Below are 20,823 nucleotides of genomic sequence, written 5' to 3'. Positions count from 1 at the left end.
ATCCAAACTGACTGCAACAATAACGCCTGAGAGTTTATGCTATCTTAGTATGGTTATTTATACAGTATTTGTCTATTTTAATGATGATTTCCATTCGCTCCATGTATACCCAAAGTCATTGGAGTTGCAGGTAGGCAGCAAGTGGTCTAATCCCGATGAGTCTATTCATTTTAAGGTCAACGGCCAGTAAGTGATTTGGGTGAGTAAGCGCAGCTAACAACTCTGCGGCTTCAAGGACGAAGGGGAAATTTGTTGATTGACTCATTTCGCGGCACGCCGGACAATCCTCCGCCCTGAACCTTGGGCGTTAACCAACGGACAACTCTATGGAAGCCTATTTATTACATTTATTGACGCAATCTCTGGCTTTCACGCTATTTATCGTCATGTTCGTTACTTTTCTCGAATCATTAGCACTGGTGGGGATGTTGCTTCCCGGCACGGTAATGATGACCAGTGTGGGGGCGTTGATTGGCAGTGGCGAAGTCGGTTTTTACTCGGCCTGGGCCGCTGCAACTGTCGGCTGCCTATTGGGGGATTGGATCTCGTATTTTATCGGTCGGCGCTTCAAAGAACCACTGCACCGTTGGTCCTTCCTGAAAAAGCATAAGTCGATGCTGGATAAAACCGAACACGCATTGCATAACCACAGTATGGCAACCGTCCTACTTGGGCGCTTTATCGGCCCGGCACGGCCGATTGTCCCGATGGTGGCTGGTATGTTAAACCTGCCACCGGCAAAATTTGCCTTGCCCAACGTGATTGGTTGCCTGACCTGGCCACCGCTCTACTTCTTCCCAGGCATACTGGCAGGTGTTGCTATTGATATCCCACCGAGCGCCAATAGCTATATGTTTAAGTGGTTGCTATTTGTGGTGGTGATGCTGATTTGGTTGGCACTGTGGCTATCATGGCGCTGGTGGCGGTTTGGCAAGCGTAGCCCGGACCGCCTGAGCCAATGGTTGCCACTGGCTCGCCTGCGCTGGGTGACGGTACTGGCTATGGTGGCGGCGATTGCCAGCTTTGTCTGGCTGCATATGCAGCCCATTATGCCGATTTATCGTCATTTGTTGTGGAAGGTCCTCGCTGGGTAATCCCCTTGGGTATACAAGTTATTATGGTCGGGTAGTAATGCCCAACACACTGGCTTCGGGGGCGGTGCCGTTAACCAGCGCTTGTGTCGGGCCGTCGTAGTAAATACGGCCATCGACAATGAGCAATGTCCGATCGGCGATGCGGGCAGCATCATCCAAATTGTGTGACACCATCAGTAATGTCAGTTGCCGGTGGGTACAGACATGATCGACCAATTGCAGCATCTCATTGCGCAACGCAGGATCGAGCGCGGAAAATGGCTCATCCAGTAGCAGGATTGGCTGACTGCGCACTAAACAGCGTGCCAATGCTACCCGCTGACGTTGGCCGCCGGAAAGTTGTGCGGGTAACCTCTCAAGGCAATCTTCCAGTCCAACCTGCTGGGCAATTTGGTGTAACAGTAACTTTTGCTCATGGCTGAGTTTCAACCCCGGATGTAAACCCAACCCGATATTCTGTGTGACGGTCAAATGTGAGAACAGGTTGTTCTCCTGAAACAGCATCGATACTGGCCGCTCGGCGGGGGCTGTTGCCGTGTGATCCTGATTATTCAGTAGCATACGGCCACTGGCGGGGGCGAGAAAACCAGCAATCAGGCTTAACAGGGTACTTTTGCCAGCACCACTTGGGCCAAGAATCGCCACCCGCTCACCGGGCTGAATATGCAAATCGAAACGCATCGGTAAGTGGTCATACAAATAGGTGATTTTCTCAAGCTTTAACATGGCGGCTCGGCAGTCGTTCAATAAGAGTAAACAGCAAGAAACAGAGTAACAACAGCAGTAGGGCGGTAACTGCGCCGTCGTTGCTGCGATAAGAACCTATCTGCTGGTAAAGGTAAAACGGCAGCGTGCGGAAGTGCTCATTGCCAAACAGTGCCACCACACCAAAATCACCAATCGATAGCACACAGGCAAAGGCAAGTGCTTGAGCCAGCGGGCGTTTTAGTGCCATTAGCTCAATCAGGCGCACACGGTGCCAGCCACGAATCTCCAGTGATAAACACAGCGGCGTGTAGCGTTCAGCCAGATCCCGCATTGGGTTATCCAACACTTTTAGTGCGTAGGGCACAGCCATCAGTGCGTTGGTGAGGATCACCAGCCCGTAAGGGGATTGTGGCAAGCCAAAGGTATCGTTGAGCAATAAAAAGAAGCCGGTCGCCAGGACAATGCCCGGCATCGCCAGAATCACCATACCACTGACTTCCAGTGCCTGCCCACAGGCCATCCGTTGGCGCAGTTTCAGTTCACGGCTGCTCCACAACAACATCATCGTGAGTGTCACGGACAGCAACCCCGCCCCGATAGCGATAGTCAATGAGGTAAAGAAGGCTTGCCATAGCGCAGTTTGTTGTAGCACCGCCAGCATAGTTTGATTACTGCCATCAATCACTACCGCTAGCAATGGCGGCACCATCAATAGCAAAGCAGTACCAATTAACAGGGTGTCGCTGATGCGAGACCAATAGCTATCCTGCTGACTACGCCAGATTTGACCGTGAGTATTACCTACCGCCAATACTGTGTTTAACCGCAGGCTTAGCACCACTAAACCCAGACAGCAACCCAGTTGGATTAGCGCTAATAAGGCCGCACGCCCCAGATCGTAGTCATAACTGAGTGCCTGATAGATGGCCAACTCGATAGTGGTGGCTTGCGGCCCGCCACCCAGTGACAGCACGGTGGCAAAACTGGCAAAACAGAGCATAAAAATCAGCGCCGCGGTTGGCAGAATTTGGCGGCGCAGATAGGGCCATTCAACCCAGCGCAAGTGCTGCCAGCCATTCATCCCCAGTTGTGCGGCTAACTGGCGTTGTTCAACGGCGATGCTTTCCAGTGACTGCAATAGCAAGCGAGTCGCCAGTGGCATATTGAAGAAGATATGCGCCAGCAAAATGCCCTGTAAACCATAAGGTGAGAAGCGGTAATCAACCCCCAGCCAGCTAAACAGGGTCGCCAGCCAACCCTGACGGCCATAAACCGTCAGAATACCAAACAGCGCCACTAACACCGGTAGCACCAGTGTCATAGCGCATAAACGCAACATCAGTTGTCGGCCGGGAAAGCGGCGGCGATACAGGGCTCGCGCTAAGAAAATGGCAGGGATGACTGACAGCAGGGCGGATAAGAATGCCTGCCAAAAGGTAAAGCGGATCACATGCCACAAATAGCGGTCATGCCAGATACTGTGCCAGTCTGCCGCAGGCGCGTGACGCCAGATAGCGGTGAACGCCAGTAAGGCGACACCGACTATCAGTAAGGCAGCCAGTAGCCCTGGCCACAACCATGGAGGGATCAGTGGCTGACGGCGGATTGCCATGCCTGAATCCATTTGCCGCGATTATCTGCCACATCTTTAGCATCAAATTGCAACGCTTTTTGCGGCACGGTAAGGGTTTCAAACCCAGCCGGTAAATCCATTTTAATCACCGGATACATCCAATTACCGGTGGGAATATGGTTCTGGAATGCTGGCGTCACAATAAATTGCATAAAGCGCTGTGCCAGTTGCGGCTGTTTGCTCGAGGCAACCAAGCCTGCGACTTCGACTTGCAGATAGTGGCCTTCGCTAAAATTAGCCGCTGCATTGCTTTTCTTCTCTTCAATCAGATGATAAGCCGGAGAAGTGGTATAGCTCAGCACCAAATCCCCTTCACCTTTCAGGAACAAGCCATAAGCTTCGCTCCAACCCTTGGTAACGGTGACGGTTTTTTTCGCCAGTTGCTGCCACGCCTGCGGCGCTTTATCACCATACACTTTCTGCATCCACAGTATCAGACCAAGACCCGGGGTACTGGTGCGCGGGTCTTGATAAATCACTTTCCACGGCTCTTTGCTATCAACTAATTCTTGCAAGCTCTTCGGCGGATTTTTCAGTTTATCTTTGTTATACACAAAGGCGAAATAGCCATAATCGTACGGGACGAAAGTCTTATTCTGCCACTTCTCCGGGAGAGTAAGGTTCGCGGTATCCACCTGACTTGGTGCGAATAATCCAGTTTGTTCTGCCGCCTGCACCAGATTATTATCCAATCCTAAAATCACGTCAGCCTGACTGTTTTTACCTTCCATCCGCAGGCGATTAAGTAATGAAACACCGTCTTCCAGCGCCACAAATTTAAGCTGGCAATCACACTCGGCTTCAAAGGCTTTTTTAATCGCAGGCCCTGGACCCCAGTCGGCGGCAAAGGAGTCATAGGTGTAAACCGTCAGTGTCGGTTTATCGGCGGCCACCGCAGCGGCAGATAGCAAAAACAAGCAGGGAATAATGCGTTTAAACACTTTGCACTCCTTAACAATAAAGGTGGCAAAGGTATCTGAGGCGGTAAATAACAGCGATATCATGATAATGCAGCGTTATTTTTCTCAAATCCCTCCGCCGGGGTTAGCCGGATCAGGTTCGACGGGTTTGCTCTCAGCGAAAAACTTGCTGCGGTTAGGTTGATCCGGTGTTGGGCAGTACTCGAAATCCTCACGTACTACTTGTACGCTCCGGTTTCTGCGTGCTGTCCGCCTCCGACTGAACCTACCTCGCGACGTTTTTGTTTCATTGTTAATGGAACGAACCAGCATGAATTCTGGACACGACCACAACAGTTTTTCCGCACCCCGTTGAGACGGTGCCATTGTAGAGACTAATCTGGGCGGATGAAAGCAGGTTAGCCCTCTGGTGGGGTAAACCAGGCCGATTTGAAATCAAACCAGCCGAGCGTGTTCATGCGCACCCCGCGCATACTGTGCTGTCCATATAATTCTAACCAATGATGGAACAGCGGGTGGAATTGATTCTGGCTAACCAACCGTTGGCTCCAATCCGCCATCGGCAGGGTATTATTTCGCCATAATTCAACATCCTGATGCAGTTTTTCATCCAAACAATGTTGTAGTAGCGGCAGTTCGTACAGGGTGGCAAACAGGGAGAACTCCAGTGGCAGATAGAAATTCGCGCTGCCAAGCCAGATATCACTCTGTGCATCGCCCTGATACCAACTGACATAATCCAGCACTTGTATCACCAGTGTGACGCCGTGTGCGGCCAACAATGTGGTTAATGTTTGGCTGATGGCGTCAAATTCGGAATGCTCGCTGTAAAATGTCAGCGTCAATTCGGTCAGCCCTGCGGGCTTTGGCTCAAGGGTGGTTAGCCGGTTGTGATGCCAGCGGGGCAGCATGCCGTAGGCCGGTGACCAGTAGCGTTGATAGAAAGGATCTGCATGGCTGAGCAGGGCGACCGGTGTTATCAACTCACACAACCAGCGGCGGATCTCTGGGTTACTGGTCTGAGGCGATCGCTGATCAAACAGTAAAAAATAGCAGCCTTCCTCCAGCCGACTTTCCAGCTCGTTTTTACTGGTATCGTCAGCCTGCAATTGCACACCGGAATAAACCAGCTCCTCAGACAACTCAGGTAGCACCCAGATATTGACCTCATCAATCAGTGCGCGGAAACCAAAATAGTTATCAAAAGCCTGTATCTTCAACTGATTATGGTGATTTCTAATCACCGAGTAGGGGCCGGTACCAATAGGATGGCGGCGGAAGTCGGGTTGATTCTCCCATTCTTGCGGCAAAATCATGGCGTGAACACTACCCAACAACCATGGCAACCAGTGATCCGGGCAACTTAGATGGATATCAATCACATAGGGCGTTGGTGAGCGCACGGCGGTGATATGAGAGAACAGGGGCTGCGGAATCAGCCGGGTCAGGCTGCTGATGACATCATCCATTTCCAGTTCACGCCCATGGTGAAAATGGATGGCAGGGCGCAAATAAAAACGCCAATGCAACGGGCTAATAGCTTGCCAGTGATGGGATAAATCCGGTTCCAGTTCCCCATTTTCCTCATTTATGCGTGTCAGGCCATTAAAAATCTGCCGCACCATATGTGTTTCGGAGCGGCGCAACGCGGTACCGGGCAGCAGGTTTTGTAGCGGGCGATAATAGAGCACCCGCAGGATGTGTTTTCCTTGGCGGAAACTGCGTCCCAACTGGGATAGCAGCATTTGGCGCACTGCTTTTTTATCCCCTACCAACTGCACTAACTGATCGATATGGTCCTGTTCCAGCAGCTCTTCGGCCCGCTGTTGTTGCAGTGCCAACCCGGAGTAGAGGAAGGCCAGTTGTGAGCGTTTACCGCGACCCGCTTCAGCCTGCCAGCTTAGCCAACCCTCTTGTTGCATGCTACCCAGCAAGGATCGTACATGGCGGCGTGAACAACTGAGCACGTCTGCCAGCTCCTGCAAGGTGGTTTCCGTCGGCTGGCCATTAAAACGTTGCCAGAGGCGAATAAACTGCTGTTGTAGACGTGAGGCAGACATAAAAGAGGAACTCCACGGCAAATTTCATCAATTTTTCTTTCCCTATATTACGCAGATACTGATTGCCAATGAAAGCGGGTTATCGTGGCAATGCCGCCAACGGGAGGAATAAATGATTTTTAATTTACAGCGTTATTCCACCCATGACGGCCCCGGTATTCGCAGTGTGGTATTCCTGAAAGGCTGTTCGCTGAGTTGCCGTTGGTGCCAAAACCCGGAAAGTCGATCACGTAAAGCGGAGGTGCTATTTGACTCGCGCCTGTGCTTATCAGGTTGTGAGTTGTGCCAACAGACCTGCCCGCAGGCAATAGAGCGCATTGACGATTGCATTGTTATCACGCGCCAACGGCTGGAAGAGGATGACCTTCAGGCACTCACCGTGCGTTGCCCGAGTGGTGCACTGACGGTGTGTGGTAGCCCGATTGATATTGATACCACTATGGCAACACTGTTGCGCGATATGCCGTTTTATCGGCGCAGTGGCGGTGGTGTGACGCTATCCGGTGGTGAGCCATTTATGCAACCCGATGTAGCGGCTGAGTTATTGCAACGCTGTCATCTGCTTGGTATCCACACGGCGGTTGAGTCTTGTCTGCATACGCCGTGGCATTACATCGCGCCCTCTTTGCCGTGGCTGGATCTGATGCTGGCGGATTTAAAGCACACGGATGAAAACCGTTTTCGCCAGTGGACTGGAGGTTCGGCTAAACGGGTGATGGACAACTTTCGTCAGTTAGCGGCAGCGGGCACCAACATCACAGTACGGGTGCCGTTGATCCCAGATTTCAATGCAGATCGCCACTCTATACAAGGGATCGTCGATTTTGCGGCTGATGAGATAGGCGTTAAAGAGATTCACTTTTTGCCTTACCACACGTTGGGTATCAACAAATATTCGCTGCTGGGTGAAGAGTATCGGGCAGCAAGCACACCTTTGGACGCTCCTGAACTGCTTCACTTCGCGGAAAGCTATGCCCGTGATAAAGGCTTGACCGCAATTTTACGAGGATAATGCTATGACCACCCTTGATTTGGTAACGCTAAGCGAACGGACGAAACAGCATAAAAACGCACTGATCCACATTGTGAAGCCGCCGGTTTGTACCGAACGAGCTCAGCATTATACCGAGGCTTATCAGCAGCATCAGGACAAACCTCTCCCCGTCAGGCGCGCGCTGGCGCTGGCGCATCACTTACAGCTTCGCACCGTCTGGATCAAAAATGATGAGCTGATTATCGGTAATCAGGCCAGCCAACTGCGCGCCGCGCCAATTTTCCCTGAATACACCGTGAGTTGGATTGAAAACGAAATTGATGAGCTGGCCGATCGCCCCGGTGCGGGTTTCTCGGTCAGTGCAGCAGATAAAGCGGTATTGCACCGTATCTGCCCGTGGTGGCGCGGCCAAACAGTGCAGGACCGCTGCTACGGCATGTTTACCGATGAGCAAAAAGCGTTATTGGCTACCGGCATTATAAAAGCCGAAGGTAATATGACCTCCGGCGATGCGCATTTGGCGGTTAACTTCCCGTTATTGCTGGAAAAAGGGCTGGATGGTCTGCGCAGCAAAGTGGCAAGTCGCCGCGAACGGTTACAACTGACGGACTGGAGTGACCTGCATAAAGAGCAATTCCTTAAAGCCATTGATATTTCATTGGCGGCGCTGAGCGAACATATCGAACGTTATGCGGCGGTTGCGCGGCAAATGGCAGAAGAAGAGAGCCGTGATTGGCGGCGCATTGAGTTACAAACTATCGCCACAAACTGCGAACTGATTGCTCACCAACCGCCACAGACCTTCTGGCAAGCCTTGCAGTTGTGCTATTTCATCCAATTGATGCTGCAAATTGAATCTAACGGCCACTCGGTTTCCTTTGGCCGCCTCGACCAATACCTCTATCCGTGGTATCGCCGTGACGTGGAGCTGGAAAATACCCTCAGCCGCGAAAAAGCCATTGAGATGTTGCATAGCTGCTGGCTCAAGTTGCTGGAAGTGAACAAGATCCGTTCCGGTTCGCACTCCAAAGCCTCGGCGGGCAGCCCGTTGTATCAGAATGTCACTATTGGTGGGCAGAAGCTGGTGCAGGGTAAAGCGATTGATGCGGTTAACCCGCTCTCTTATGCGGTGTTGGAGTCTTGCGGCCGTTTACGTTCAACTCAGCCGAATCTCAGCGTGCGCTACCATGCCGGTATCAGTGATGATTTCCTCGATGCCTGTGTGCAAGTCATTCGCTGCGGCTTTGGTATGCCTGCGTTTAATAATGACGAAATTGTTATTCCTGAATTTATCAAATTGGGTGTAGAGCCACAGGATGCTTACGATTACGCTGCCATCGGTTGCATTGAAACTGCGGTGGGGGGGAAATGGGGCTATCGCTGTACTGGCATGAGTTTTATTAATTTTGCTCGCGTGATGCTAGCGGCGCTGGAGCAAGGTAAAGATGCGACCTCTGGGCAAGTATTCTTGCCGCAAGAGCAGGGGTTATCGAAGGGTAACTTCACTGATTTCTCACAAGTGATGGCGCAATGGGATCAGCAGATTCGTTACTACACGCGAAAATCCATCGAAATTGAGTGTGTGGTAGATACGGTGTTGGAAGAGAATGCCCACGATATTGTCTGTTCTGCACTGGTGGATGACTGTATTGAGCGCGGTAAAAGTATTAAGCAGGGCGGCGCGCGTTATGACTGGGTTTCCGGCTTGCAGGTGGGCATTGCCAATTTGGGTAATAGTCTGGCAGCGGTACGAAAACTGGTGTTTGAACAACAGCTTATCGGACAGCAGCAACTGGCAACGGCGTTAACAAATGACTTTGCTGGCCTGAACGGTGAGCAATTACGCCAACATCTGATTAATTCAGCACCGAAATACGGTAATGATGTTGATGATGTAGACCAACTGCTGGTGCGCGCTTATCAGACGTATATTGATGAGTTGAAGCAATATCACAATACCCGCTTTGGTCGCGGCCCGATAGGCGGTACCTATTACGCCGGGACGTCCTCTATCTCTGCTAACGTGCCGTTTGGTGCGGCAACGATGGCAACACCGGATGGCCGTAAAGCGCACAGCCCGCTGGCGGAGGGAGCAAGCCCTGCTTCTGGTACTGATCATCTGGGGCCAACTGCGGTGTTTAACTCCCTGTCAAAACTGCCGACAGCCTCTATTCTGGGCGGGGTGCTACTGAATCAAAAACTGAATCCGTCAACTTTGGATAACCCGCGTGATCGCGAAAAGCTGATGATGATGTTGCGTACCTTCTTCGAGGAGTATCTGGGCTGGCATGTGCAATACAACATTGTATCGCGTGAGATATTGCTCGATGCCAAGCAGCACCCAGACCGCTACCGTGATCTGGTGGTGCGGGTTGCCGGTTACTCGGCATTCTTTACCGCGCTATCGCCAGATGCACAAGACGATATCATCGCCCGAACAGAGCACACTTTGTGAGCTGTGGTAGATGATAATTGATGTTGATGTTTGTTAAATGAACCAAGTCTTGCCTTGCTGTGTACCAAAAATTTCTGAGTAATGGTGACTTTCACCAGCCAGTGGGCTTAACAACCTGCTGGCTTTTTTTATCCTGTCTCCTTGAGGCTACAGCGTTGTTAGCTGCGTTCACGCACCCGAATCACTTACTTGAGTAAGCTCATCGGGATTTGTTCGCTTGCTGCCTAGCTATAGCCCCAATGACTTTGGATAATATCCTGCCTCCTTAAGGCTACAGTGTTGTTAGCTGCGTTCACGCACCCGAATCACTTACTTGAGTAAGCTCATCGGGATTTGTTCGCTTGCTGCCTAGCTATAGCCCCAATGACTTTGGATAATATCCTGTCTCCTTGAGGCTACAGCGTTGTTAGCTGCGTTCACGCACCCGAATCACTTACTTGAGTAAGCTCATCGGGATTTGTTCGCTTGCTGCCTAGCTATAGCCCCAATGACTTTGGATAATATCCTGCCTCCTTAAGGCTGAAACACGGTCAGCCGTATCCATTATTCGGATGTGAAATTTATGCGGCTGATATACTTTTCTCTATATAAATCTACCCGCTTCTGTAGCATAGCGTTTAATTGTTATTTCTGGCGCTGGAGCCTGGAATGAAATCTGCTTTGATCTTTTCCCGCCGTATTAACCCGGTGTTTCTCGCTTTCTTCGTGGTGGCTTTTCTTTCCGGTATCGCCGGCGCGTTACAGGCACCGACATTAAGCTTGTTCTTAAGCACTGAAGTGAAAGTACGCCCACTGTGGGTGGGATTGTTTTATACCGTCAATGCCATTGCCGGGATTACCGTCAGCTTTGTACTGGCCAAACGATCAGATTTACGTGGTGACCGCCGCAAGCTAATTATGGTCTGCTACTTGATGGCGGTGGGGAACTGCCTGCTATTTGCTTTTAATCGTGACTATCTGACGCTAATCACTGCCGGTGTGCTGCTGGCAGCAGTAGCAAATACCGCCATGCCGCAGATTTTCGCCTTAGCGCGAGAATATGCCGATAGCTCGGCGCGGGAAGTAGTGATGTTTAGTTCGATTATGCGTGCGCAGCTTTCATTGGCTTGGGTTATCGGCCCGCCGCTGTCGTTTATGTTAGCGCTGAATTATGGCTTTACGCTGATGTTCAGTATCGCCGCCGGTATTTTTGTCCTCAGTGCGCTGGTGGTGTGGTTTATTTTACCCTCGGTACAGCGAGCAGAGCTAGTAGTAGATGCGCCAGCGGTGGTGCAGGGCAGTTTGTTTGCCGATAAAGACGTTTTGTTGCTGTTTATTGCTTCAATGTTGATGTGGACCTGCAACACCATGTACATCATTGATATGCCTCTGTATATCACAGCAAGCTTAGGATTGCCTGAGCGGTTGGCTGGTCTGTTGATGGGGACTGCTGCCGGGTTGGAAATCCCTATTATGCTGCTGGCGGGTTACTCGGTCAGGCGTTTTGGTAAGCGCAAAATTATGCTGTTTGCGGTGCTGGCGGGTGTGCTGTTTTATACCGGATTGGTGTTATTCAAATTCAAAACTGCACTGATGCTATTGCAGATTTTTAATGCCATTTTTATTGGTATTGTCGCCGGGATTGGCATGCTCTATTTTCAGGATTTAATGCCAGGCAGAGCCGGGGCAGCAACCACGCTGTTTACCAATAGCATTTCCACTGGGGTGATTCTGGCTGGGGTTCTGCAAGGGGTATTGACCGAAACCTGGGGCCATAATTCGGTATATGTGGTGGCGATGGGATTAGCTATTCTGGCGTTAATCATCTGTGCACGGGTGAGAGAGGCATAGCGCCCGGTAGGGCGCTAAGGGTAATGACTAACCTATTTGGCAGCAATATTCCCCCAGCCTGAAGTGAGCAGGGGGAGAGTGGCAGTCGCGCTTTATTCGACCGGTTTTAATCGCGCAACAAAGTGGCGCAGAACCGGGGGTTCGTAGGTAAAGGTTAAGCCTTTGATATCATGAGCGCGTGACTTGAGCGAGATCAGGGCATCAGCGATGTAATCCATATGGTCGTTGGTGTAGACCCGGCGCGGGATAGTCAGACGCAGCAGTTCCAGCGGTGACGGTTTTTGTTTACCCGTTTCTGGATCTCGTCCCAACAGTAGCGAGCCAATTTCCACACTGCGGATACCCGCCTCCAGATACAGTGCGTTATTTAAGGCTTGGGCTGGGAATTGCTCCGCCGGAATATGTGGCAGCAGAATCTTGGCATCGACAAATACCGCGTGGCCGCCGGTAGGATACTGAATTGGAATCCCGCCCGCCCGCAGGTGTTCACCCAAATATTCGACTTGTCCGATGCGGTACTTCAGGAAGTCCTCGTTCATCCCTTCTTCCAGCCCGATAGCTAGCGCTTCCATATCACGGCCGGCTAAACCGCCATAGGTGACAAACCCTTCCATTGGCACACAACGGATGCGAACATCGTCAAACAGGTGTTCATCGGTACGGAAACAACACAGCCCGCCAATATTCACCATGGGATCTTTTTTGGCAGACATGGTTAACATATCACCATATTGGTACATCTCCAGAATGATCTCTTTGACCGACTTATCTGCGTAACCCGGCTCTCTTTGTTTGATAAACCAGGCATTCTCACAGAAGCGAGCCGAGTCGATCACTACTGGAATATTGTGCTGCTGAGCGATGCGATACACTTCACGCATATTGCTCATGGAAATAGGTTGGCCGCCGGAGCTATTACAGGTCACGGTGGTAATAATAGAAATTACGTTTTCTGCACCATGTTCAGCGATGGTTGCCTTTAACTGATCTAAATCGAAATCCCCTTTCCAGTCATAATACGTAACGGTATCAAAGGCTTTCGGCGTGACTACGTTAATTGCCTTCGCGCCGTTCATCTCAACATGGGCGGCAGTGGTATCAAAGTGGAAGTTGGAAATAAAGACCGGTTTCTTGCCACCACCGGTTTTTTGTTTTTTCGCAATCAGGCAAGGGAATAATATTTGCTCCGCGCCACGCCCCTGATGGGTTGGGATAGTAAATGGATAGCCAATCAGTTTCTTCACTTGGTCACACAAGTGATAGTAGTTACGCGAACCGGCATAGGCCTCATCGCCCATCATTAATCCGGCCCATTGGCGGTCACTCATCGCACCGGTGCCAGAGTCGGTGAGCAAATCAATATAGACATCTTCACTCGGCAGTAAGAATGGGTTATAGCCTGCCTCGATTAATGCTTTCTCACGATCTTCCCGATTGGTCATCCGAATATTTTCAACCATTTTAATACGGAAGGGCTCTGGGATACGTTTCATGGCTTATGACTCCAAATACCCTTGGAACTTGAAGTCGCAGCTAACGTCTCTGCAACGCCAATCATTTTGGGTATTTTTATTATTAATATTTAAAATGCAGTCATATTTTGGCGAGTGAAAATAGCCATTCGCATTACCAATGACGGCAACAAAATAAAGAGATGAGTTTTTTCAGCCTAAGCTGAATAAGCAATGGGGGAGTTAACGCGGGAAATCGTTGGCGAGGCGGTAATCTATATTAAACCAGGCTCGGCTATCGCCGGAGATGCGTGCTTCGTAACGCAGTATAATGCGTATCATAAGGCGCCCTCTAGGTGTGGATGGTGAATAATAGCATACCTTGGTTGAAAAAATAAAAAGTGACCGCCAGCACAAAATATAATCAAATAAATCAATATCAGAATAATTAATATCTAGTTAAAATAATGACTTGAGAATATATCATGTAACATATTGATTGATATGGGATTTGTTTTTGTGAATAATGAAAAAAGGAAGGGTGCGTTTTAAAATGGGATTTTTATCTATTTTGAATTGTTGGGTCAGGGCTTACCTGACACCAACAATATACTCACAAAATGAACTTAAAATAAATTAACGTAAAAATGCTGGTTGCTGTTTTTCATATGCAGAAATATTACTTTCATGCTGCAACGTCAGGCCAATACTGTCCAAACCATTAATCATACAATGGCGGCGGAAGCTGTCTATTTCAAAAGAATAACTATTGCCACCGGCATTCACTGTTTGCTGTTCCAAATCAACAATAAACTCGATGCCTTCATTATCGTTAACCAATTGGAATAAGGTATCGATATCTGCTTCGCTTAAGGTCACTGGTAATAATTGGTTATTAAACGAGTTACCGTAAAATATATCAGCGAAACTAGGGGCAATAACCACTTTGAAACCGAAGTCGGTCAATGCCCACGGCGCGTGTTCCCGTGAGGAGCCACAACCGAAATTCTCACGCGCTAACAAAATGGTTGCACCCAGATAGCGGGGTTGGTTCAGCACAAATTCAGGGTTTGGCACTTTGCCTGCGTCGTCGAGAAAACGCCAATCGTTAAACAAGTGTTGGCCAAAGCCAGTGCGCGTCACTTTTTGTAAAAATTGTTTTGGGATAATCGCGTCGGTATCGACGTTTGCCGCATCCAACGGAGCAACCAAACCCGTGTGTTGAGTAAATTTAGCCATAATGGTGTCTCCGGTTAGTGGGTGGCGGCTTCTAAGTCGCGAACATCAGCAAAATGACCACTGACAGCGGCGGCGGCGGCCATTGCCGGGCTAACCAAATGTGTGCGGCCACCACGGCCCTGACGGCCTTCAAAGTTACGGTTGCTGGTGGAGGCACAACGCTCTCCGGGTTCCAGACGGTCGTTGTTCATCGCCAAACACATGGAACAACCAGGCAAACGCCACTCAAAACCGGCCTCGATAAAGATCTTATCCAAACCTTCCGCTTCTGCCTGCGCTTTTACCGGGCCTGAGCCGGGTACCACAATAGCTTGCACGCCAGTCGCGACTTTACGACCTTGCGCCACCGCTGCTGCGGCACGCAAATCTTCAATGCGTGAGTTAGTGCAGGAACCGATAAAGACTTTATCAATGGCTACCTCGGTCAACTTAATGCCGGGGCGCAAATCCATATATGCCAACGCTTTTTCCGCCGAGGCACGTTCAACGGGATCACTGAAGGACTCAGGCGCAGGAATCATGTCATTAACCGCAATAACCTGGCCCGGGTTGGTGCCCCAAGTGACTTGTGGCGCGATGTCGGCGGCATCCAGGGTGACGATAGTGTCAAATTTAGCATCAGCATCAGATTTCAAGCTGCGCCAATAGGCCACGCCTTGTTCCCACTGCTCGCCAGTTGGGGCGAACTGACGACCTTTCAGGTAGTCGAAAGTGGTGTCATCCGGGGCGACTAAACCGGCTTTAGCACCCATCTCGATCGCCATATTACATAATGTCATCCGGCCTTCCATGCTCAGCGCTGCAATCGCGCTGCCACAGAACTCCACAACATGGCCGGTGCCGCCCGCGCTGCCGGTTTTGCCGATAATCGCCAAGACGATGTCTTTGGCGGTAATCCCTGCACCAACAGTACCGTTAACTTCGATTTTCATGGTTTTGGCACGGCCCTGTTTCAGGGTCTGGGTTGCCAGCACATGCTCAACTTCTGAAGTGCCGATACCGAAGGCCAATGAGCCGAATGCACCATGGGTCGCCGTGTGTGAGTCACCACAGACGATAGTCATGCCCGGTAAAGTCATACCTTGTTCAGGGCCAATCACATGGACGATGCCTTGGAACGGATGATTCAGGTCATATAAAGAGACACCGAACTCAGCACAGTTCTTAATCAGTTCCTGCATCTGGATCCGCGCCATTTCGCCGCTGGCATTGATATCTTTGGTCTGGGTTGAAACGTTGTGGTCCATCGTGGCAAAGGTTTTACCCGGCTGACGCACCGGACGACCCATGGCGCGCAAACCATCAAAGGCTTGCGGCGAAGTAACTTCATGCACCAGATGGCGGTCGATGTACAACAATGGGGTTTCATTTGGCGCTTCGTAAACGATGTGCGCATCGTACAATTTTTGATATAAGGTCTTGTTTTGATATAACGTTTTGCCCATTTTACACCCCCTCCATCACGAATTTAGCGATAATATCGCCCATTTCGTTGGTACCGATGGCTTTACCTTCGCCTGCCAAATCAGCCGTGCGATAGCCTTGTTCCAATGCCTGATTGATCGCATGCTCAATAGCATCGGCGGCATCGTCTTTACCTAAACTGAAACGCAACAGCAGAGTTAATGACAAAATCTGGGCAATTGGGTTGGCGATATTTTTGCCCGCGATATCGGGTGCGGAGCCACCTGCGGGTTCGTATAAACCGAAACCTTGTTCGTTCAGGCTGGCCGACGGCAACATCCCCATTGAACCCGTTATCATGGCGCACTCATCAGACAAAATATCGCCAAACAAGTTAGAACACAGCAATACATCAAACTGGGCAGGGTCTTTGATCAACTGCATGGTGGCGTTATCGATATACATATGGGACAACGCAACATCTGGGTAATCGGCCGCAATGGCAGTTACCACTTCACGCCACAGAATAGAGCTTTGCAACACATTGGCTTTATCAATAGAAGTAACTTTGCCACGACGTTTACGCGCAGATTCAAAGGCAATACGGGCAATACGTTCAATCTCAAAGCGATGATAAACTTCGGTATCAAAAGCACGCTCGTGCTGGCCTTGGCCTTCACGGCCTTTGGGTTGGCCGAAGTAGATACCGCCGGTTAATTCACGCACACACAGAATATCAAAACCTTTGGCAGCAATATCGCTGCGCAATGGGCAGAAGTCTTCTAACCCTTGATACAACCGCGCCGGGCGCAAGTTGCTGAATAATTTGAAGTGCTTGCGCAAAGGCAACAACGCACCACGCTCGGGTTGTTCAGCCGGTGGCAAATGTTCCCATTTCGGGCCGCCTACCGAGCCAAACAAGATAGCATCAGCCTGCTCACATCCGCTGACTGTCGCTGCCGGTAACGGGCTGCCGTGACGGTCGATGGCTGCACCACCTACATCATAAACGCTAGTTGAAATCTTGATGCCGAAACGTTGACGCACCGCATCCAATACTTTATTTGCCTGAGCCATTACTTCAGGGCCAATACCGTCTCCGGGCAAAACGGCAATATGATAAGTCTTAGTCATGTTCACACCATTTCCTGATTATTTTGTTGCAAGCGCTGCTTCTCAATCTCTACCTGATGAGCGCGCCAGATGTTATTTAATACGTGAACCAACGCTTTAGCGGATGACTCGACAATATCTGTTGCCAGACCCACGCCGTGGAAGCGGCGGCCCTTATGATCAACCACGATATCAACCTGACCCAATGCGTCTTTACCCTGACCGTTGGCAGACAGTTGATATTTCACCAGTTCAATTTCATAACCGGTAATGCGATTGATGGCCTGATACACCGCATCAACCGGGCCATTACCTGTGGCCGCTTCTGATTTAATGTCTTCGCCACAGACCAATTTCACGGATGCTGTTGCCATTACGCTGGAACCCGACTGCACGCTGAAATAGTCTAAACGGTAGTGTTCCGGCTCTTCCTGTTGTTTATTAATGAAGGCTAACGCTTCTAAATCGTAATCAAATACCTGGCCCTTTTTATCTGCCAGCTTCAGGAATGCGTCGTACAAAGAGTCCAAATTGTAATCTTTATCCTGATAACCCATCTCTTCCATACGGTGTTTGACCGCCGCGCGACCAGAACGGGAGGTCAGGTTCAACTGCACTTCTTTCAAGCCAATGGATTGTGGTGTCATGATTTCGTAGTTTTCACGATTTTTCAGCACGCCATCCTGATGAATACCGGATGAGTGAGCGAAAGCATTACTGCCGACAATGGCTTTGTTAGCGGGTATTGGCATGTTGCATAACTTACTGACCAACTGGCTGGTGCGGTAAATCTCTTGATGATTGATATTGGTATGCACGCCCAACATCTTTTCACGCACTTTGATAGCCATGATCACTTCTTCCAGTGAACAGTTACCGGCGCGTTCGCCCAAACCATTAATCGTGCCTTCTACCTGACGCGCACCGGCTTGTACTGCGGTGATGGAGTTGGCAACGGACATGCCCAAATCGTCATGGCAATGCACCGAGATAATGGCTTTATCAATATTTGGCACCCGCTCATACAAGTCGGTGATAATTCCGCCGAATTGATAAGGAGTGGTGTAACCGACAGTATCAGGGATATTGATGGTAGTCGCGCCGGCATTAATCGCAGCTTCTACGATGCGGCACAGGTTATCAATAGGGGTACGGCCAGCATCTTCACAAGAGAATTCAACATCATTGGTATAGTTGCGAGCGCGTTTCACCGAGTGCACTGCCATCGCCAACACATCATCAAATGAGCGCTTTAATTTGGATTCGATATGTAAGGTGGATGTCGCCAAGAACACATGAATACGGAAGGCTTCAGCAATACGTAAAGCTTCGGCGGCGACATCAATATCTTTGTCTACACAGCGAGCCAGAGCACACACGCGGCTGTTTTTGACTTGCTGAGCGATGGTGCGCACTGACTCAAAATCGCCAGGGGAGGAAACCGGGAAACCGACTTCCATTACATCGACACCCATTCTTTCCAGTGCAAGCGCGATTTGCAGCTTCTCTTTAACACTCAGGCTGGCTTGCAATGCTTGTTCACCGTCGCGCAATGTTGTATCGAAAATAATGACTTGTTGGCTCATGGGTTGTTCCTTGTCGTGTTTACATTTGCGCTTAGCGGGTAAAAAAAAACCCGCGCATTTGCGCGGGCTTGTTAATCTTGATGACTGAATCAGTTCTGATTTCCGTCCACCAACATACCGCGCAAGTGAGATGCGTTAAGTAGTAGGCTTAGTAGGCGGGTTGAGTAGAACATAATTTTTCAGTTTCTCATGGGTTAAAATAGTGCGTTGCCTAAATTGATACGTGAATTTTGTGGTCATGTCAACTTTTGTTTAAAATGGCCAGTTCAACTGGTTGCACGGGTTATCAATTCCTTATAACGACACAAAAAACCTAAAAATTAAAAATATAGGATTTTTAATCTAAAAATAGATGCTGATGATTTTGTTTTATTTGGCATAGTCTTAATAATATGGATTATTGTGCTTTTTTGATATTTGGATCATAAATTCTCTAGCTAGAGAGGTGAACATCAGTTTTGGGACGTTATATTTAAGTCTCCCAGAGATGGAATGAGGTAAGTAAGAGTAATCCATAATTATAAATTCACAATAAGCCTTATTATCTTCCTATTATATATTTGTTGAATATAAATATTCATCACTCTAATAAATGCTATTATTTATTGGCTTTAGATGTTATGAATATGGCGTGAATTCATACTTAAGTGTGGTTAGATCTAATCCACTATTTAATATATTCATACTAATAAATAAGAACTAATAAGTTTCAATTGATGAATTTATTATTTATTAATGGCATAGTTGTCAACTATCCCATTTTGTGATGTGATCATCTTGTTGATTTTATTACTGGTGCTTATAATTTAATGGTTTGATATTCCTGATGTAAATTACTGTATGAGCATATATAAGATACTTTATGTGAATATCTTGTTCACGCACTTATCTATGGGCGTTATTGACTGAAAGGTAGGGAGGGAATTAATACTTTTGCATTTATACAAGGATGAGACTCATTTTACCTGACAAGAGTAATGATGAGAACATTGGCATCGTTAATAGTAAGAGAATAAAGATATTTTGAGGTATGTAAAAGTATCAGCAGGATTCTTCTATTAATCATGTCATCTGCATAAAGATCAGTGGAGTTAAGCATGCTTGAACACAACTTAGTAGCCGACGACCAAGTAACTAAAAAAGAAGGTAGTGATGTTCACTTAAGAAGTGTCGATCTCAATTTATTAACGGTTTTTGATGCGGTGATGCAAATGCATAATGTAACACGTGCAGCCCAGTCACTGGGGATGTCCCAGCCTGCGGTGAGTAACGCAGTCGCTCGCTTGAAAGTGATGTTTAATGATGAGCTGTTTGTTCGTTATGGCCGTGGTATCCAGCCTACCGCCAGGGCTCGTCAATTGTTTGGCCCGGTTAGACAAGCTCTGCAATTAGTTCAAAATGAGTTACCCGGTGCGGGCTTTGAAGCCAAAAAGAGTGGGCGAATCTTTAATCTATCTATTTGTAGCCCGTTAGATATTAGATTGACGGCACAAATAATAGAAAGTGTTAAGCAATTAGCGCCTAATGTTCAACTCATTATCAAATCCTATTTGAATGATAATATTGAGCATCAGTTACGTTATCAAGAGACCGAGTTTGTGATAGGTTATACCAAGTTTGAGCGCCCAGACTTCCATTACTTATCAATATCTAATGATGAGTCCGTTTTGGCGGTCTCAAAAAATCACCCCCGTATTGATAATTCAATTACGCAAGAACAGCTCCTTTCAGAGTCACACGCGGTAGTGTCATTGGATAAAGTAGGTTCTTTCAGTGAGCATTATTATGAATCAGAGATAAGTGCTCAAACTATTGTATATGAAAGTACCGATATGAATAGTGTGCTTAATATTGTATCCCAAACTTGCTTTGTGGCGATTGCTCCTCGCTGGCTTGTTCAAACATACAGTGAAGCACTTAATCTGAAACTTATCTCTTTACCTTGGAAGGAAACATGCCGCCCATGTTATCTCACGTGGCACGAATCTACTGATAGAGATAAAGGCCATCAGTGGATGAAAGAGTTACTCAGCCAATTGGATACTCCTGAGTAATTACTTTTATTAACCCCTGCTGCTGGAATCATATTATTTTCAGTGGCAGGTAAAGGTAACAACTAAATTAAAACATGTTTTGTTTCCAGCCATTGGTCAGTTCAATACAACGTTATTGACGTGTTTACCCCTCACTCTTATGGTTCTAAACGCTCTCTTTTTCATCAAAGTCAATTTCAGCTCACACTTCTACTCTGAATTTTGTTTGCCATAGCCAATAGAGCAGGTAGACTGCGCGAAAAAAAGTGAACACATGTAAGCTGAATGCCAATTAGTGGTAAG

15 protein-coding genes are annotated in these 20,823 nt (G+C 48.6%); 5 read left to right on the top strand and 10 right to left on the bottom strand.

What is annotated here, in order from left to right:
* Positions 1–326 precede the first annotated feature (326 nt).
* The gene (locus V1953_RS17770; RefSeq protein ID WP_442851173.1) at positions 327–1,094 is read left to right on the top strand and encodes a DedA family protein; all 768 of its coding nucleotides are present in this window, start codon (positions 327–329) and stop codon (positions 1,092–1,094) included.
* 21 nt (positions 1,095–1,115) lie between these two features.
* Here V1953_RS17770 and thiQ read toward each other — a convergent pair whose 3' ends face one another.
* From thiQ to sgrR, 4 genes are all read right to left on the bottom strand, one after another.
* Positions 1,116–1,820 (bottom strand): thiamine ABC transporter ATP-binding protein ThiQ, encoded by a 705-nt coding sequence (thiQ, locus tag V1953_RS17765; RefSeq protein ID WP_442851172.1) that lies wholly within the window; start codon positions 1,818–1,820, stop codon positions 1,116–1,118.
* Positions 1,807–3,414 carry a thiamine/thiamine pyrophosphate ABC transporter permease ThiP gene (gene thiP / locus V1953_RS17760; RefSeq protein ID WP_442851171.1) on the bottom strand — a complete coding sequence of 536 codons (1,608 nt, stop codon included), beginning with the start codon at positions 3,412–3,414 and terminating at the stop codon, positions 1,807–1,809. The genes thiQ and thiP overlap by 14 nt, the downstream gene beginning before the upstream one ends.
* Positions 3,390–4,376, bottom strand: a complete 987-nt coding sequence (gene thiB, locus V1953_RS17755; protein WP_442851170.1) for a thiamine ABC transporter substrate binding subunit — start codon at positions 4,374–4,376, stop codon at positions 3,390–3,392. The genes thiP and thiB overlap by 25 nt, the downstream gene beginning before the upstream one ends.
* Before the next feature lie 377 nt (positions 4,377–4,753).
* Positions 4,754–6,415, bottom strand: coding sequence for an HTH-type transcriptional regulator SgrR (sgrR, locus tag V1953_RS17750; RefSeq protein ID WP_083160566.1), 1,662 nt, complete (start codon positions 6,413–6,415; stop codon positions 4,754–4,756).
* A 112-nt stretch (positions 6,416–6,527) separates the two neighbouring features.
* On the opposite strand from sgrR, the gene V1953_RS17745 reads away from it, so the two are divergent.
* The 3 genes from V1953_RS17745 to V1953_RS17735 all read left to right on the top strand — a co-directional run bounded on the left by V1953_RS17745 (position 6,528) and on the right by V1953_RS17735 (position 11,694).
* Positions 6,528–7,427, top strand: coding sequence for a glycyl-radical enzyme activating protein (locus V1953_RS17745; protein WP_442821262.1), 900 nt, complete (start codon positions 6,528–6,530; stop codon positions 7,425–7,427).
* 4 nt (positions 7,428–7,431) lie between these two features.
* Positions 7,432–9,864, top strand: a complete 2,433-nt coding sequence (locus tag V1953_RS17740) for a formate C-acetyltransferase/glycerol dehydratase family glycyl radical enzyme (RefSeq protein WP_372568666.1) — start codon at positions 7,432–7,434, stop codon at positions 9,862–9,864.
* A 648-nt stretch (positions 9,865–10,512) separates the two neighbouring features.
* Positions 10,513–11,694 (top strand): sugar efflux transporter, encoded by a 1,182-nt coding sequence (locus V1953_RS17735; RefSeq protein WP_442851169.1) that lies wholly within the window; start codon positions 10,513–10,515, stop codon positions 11,692–11,694.
* A gap of 92 nt (positions 11,695–11,786) precedes the next feature.
* On the opposite strand, the gene tnaA is transcribed toward V1953_RS17735, so the two are convergent.
* The 6 genes from tnaA to leuA all read right to left on the bottom strand — a co-directional run bounded on the left by tnaA (position 11,787) and on the right by leuA (position 18,487).
* Entirely contained in the window at positions 11,787–13,187 is a 1,401-nt protein-coding gene (gene tnaA, locus V1953_RS17730; protein ID WP_442851168.1) for a tryptophanase, read from the bottom strand.
* A 201-nt stretch (positions 13,188–13,388) separates the two neighbouring features.
* Positions 13,389–13,487, bottom strand: coding sequence for a tryptophanase leader peptide (gene tnaC, locus V1953_RS17725; protein WP_083160556.1), 99 nt, complete (start codon positions 13,485–13,487; stop codon positions 13,389–13,391).
* A 294-nt stretch (positions 13,488–13,781) separates the two neighbouring features.
* Positions 13,782–14,384: a 3-isopropylmalate dehydratase small subunit gene (gene leuD, locus V1953_RS17720; protein WP_083160554.1), complete on the bottom strand. Its 603-nt coding sequence runs from the start codon at positions 14,382–14,384 to the stop codon at positions 13,782–13,784.
* A gap of 14 nt (positions 14,385–14,398) precedes the next feature.
* Positions 14,399–15,829 (bottom strand): 3-isopropylmalate dehydratase large subunit, encoded by a 1,431-nt coding sequence (gene leuC / locus V1953_RS17715; protein WP_442848133.1) that lies wholly within the window; start codon positions 15,827–15,829, stop codon positions 14,399–14,401.
* Between the two features lies 1 nt (position 15,830).
* Positions 15,831–16,922, bottom strand: coding sequence for a 3-isopropylmalate dehydrogenase (leuB, locus tag V1953_RS17710; RefSeq protein WP_420073873.1), 1,092 nt, complete (start codon positions 16,920–16,922; stop codon positions 15,831–15,833).
* A 2-nt stretch (positions 16,923–16,924) separates the two neighbouring features.
* Positions 16,925–18,487: a 2-isopropylmalate synthase gene (gene leuA / locus V1953_RS17705; RefSeq protein ID WP_372557997.1), complete on the bottom strand. Its 1,563-nt coding sequence runs from the start codon at positions 18,485–18,487 to the stop codon at positions 16,925–16,927.
* Between the two features lie 1,097 nt (positions 18,488–19,584).
* On the opposite strand from leuA, the gene leuO reads away from it, so the two are divergent.
* Positions 19,585–20,541 (top strand): transcriptional regulator LeuO, encoded by a 957-nt coding sequence (leuO, locus tag V1953_RS17700; protein WP_083160545.1) that lies wholly within the window; start codon positions 19,585–19,587, stop codon positions 20,539–20,541.
* Positions 20,542–20,823 lie beyond the last annotated feature (282 nt).

Origin of the sequence: Yersinia sp. 2541 StPb PI, from assembly GCF_052217145.1 — a bacterium.
GTDB lineage: Bacteria > Pseudomonadota > Gammaproteobacteria > Enterobacterales > Enterobacteriaceae > Yersinia > Yersinia enterocolitica_E.
The sequence above is the reverse complement of the archived record's forward strand: the minus strand, read 5'-3'. Positions and strand labels throughout refer to the sequence as shown.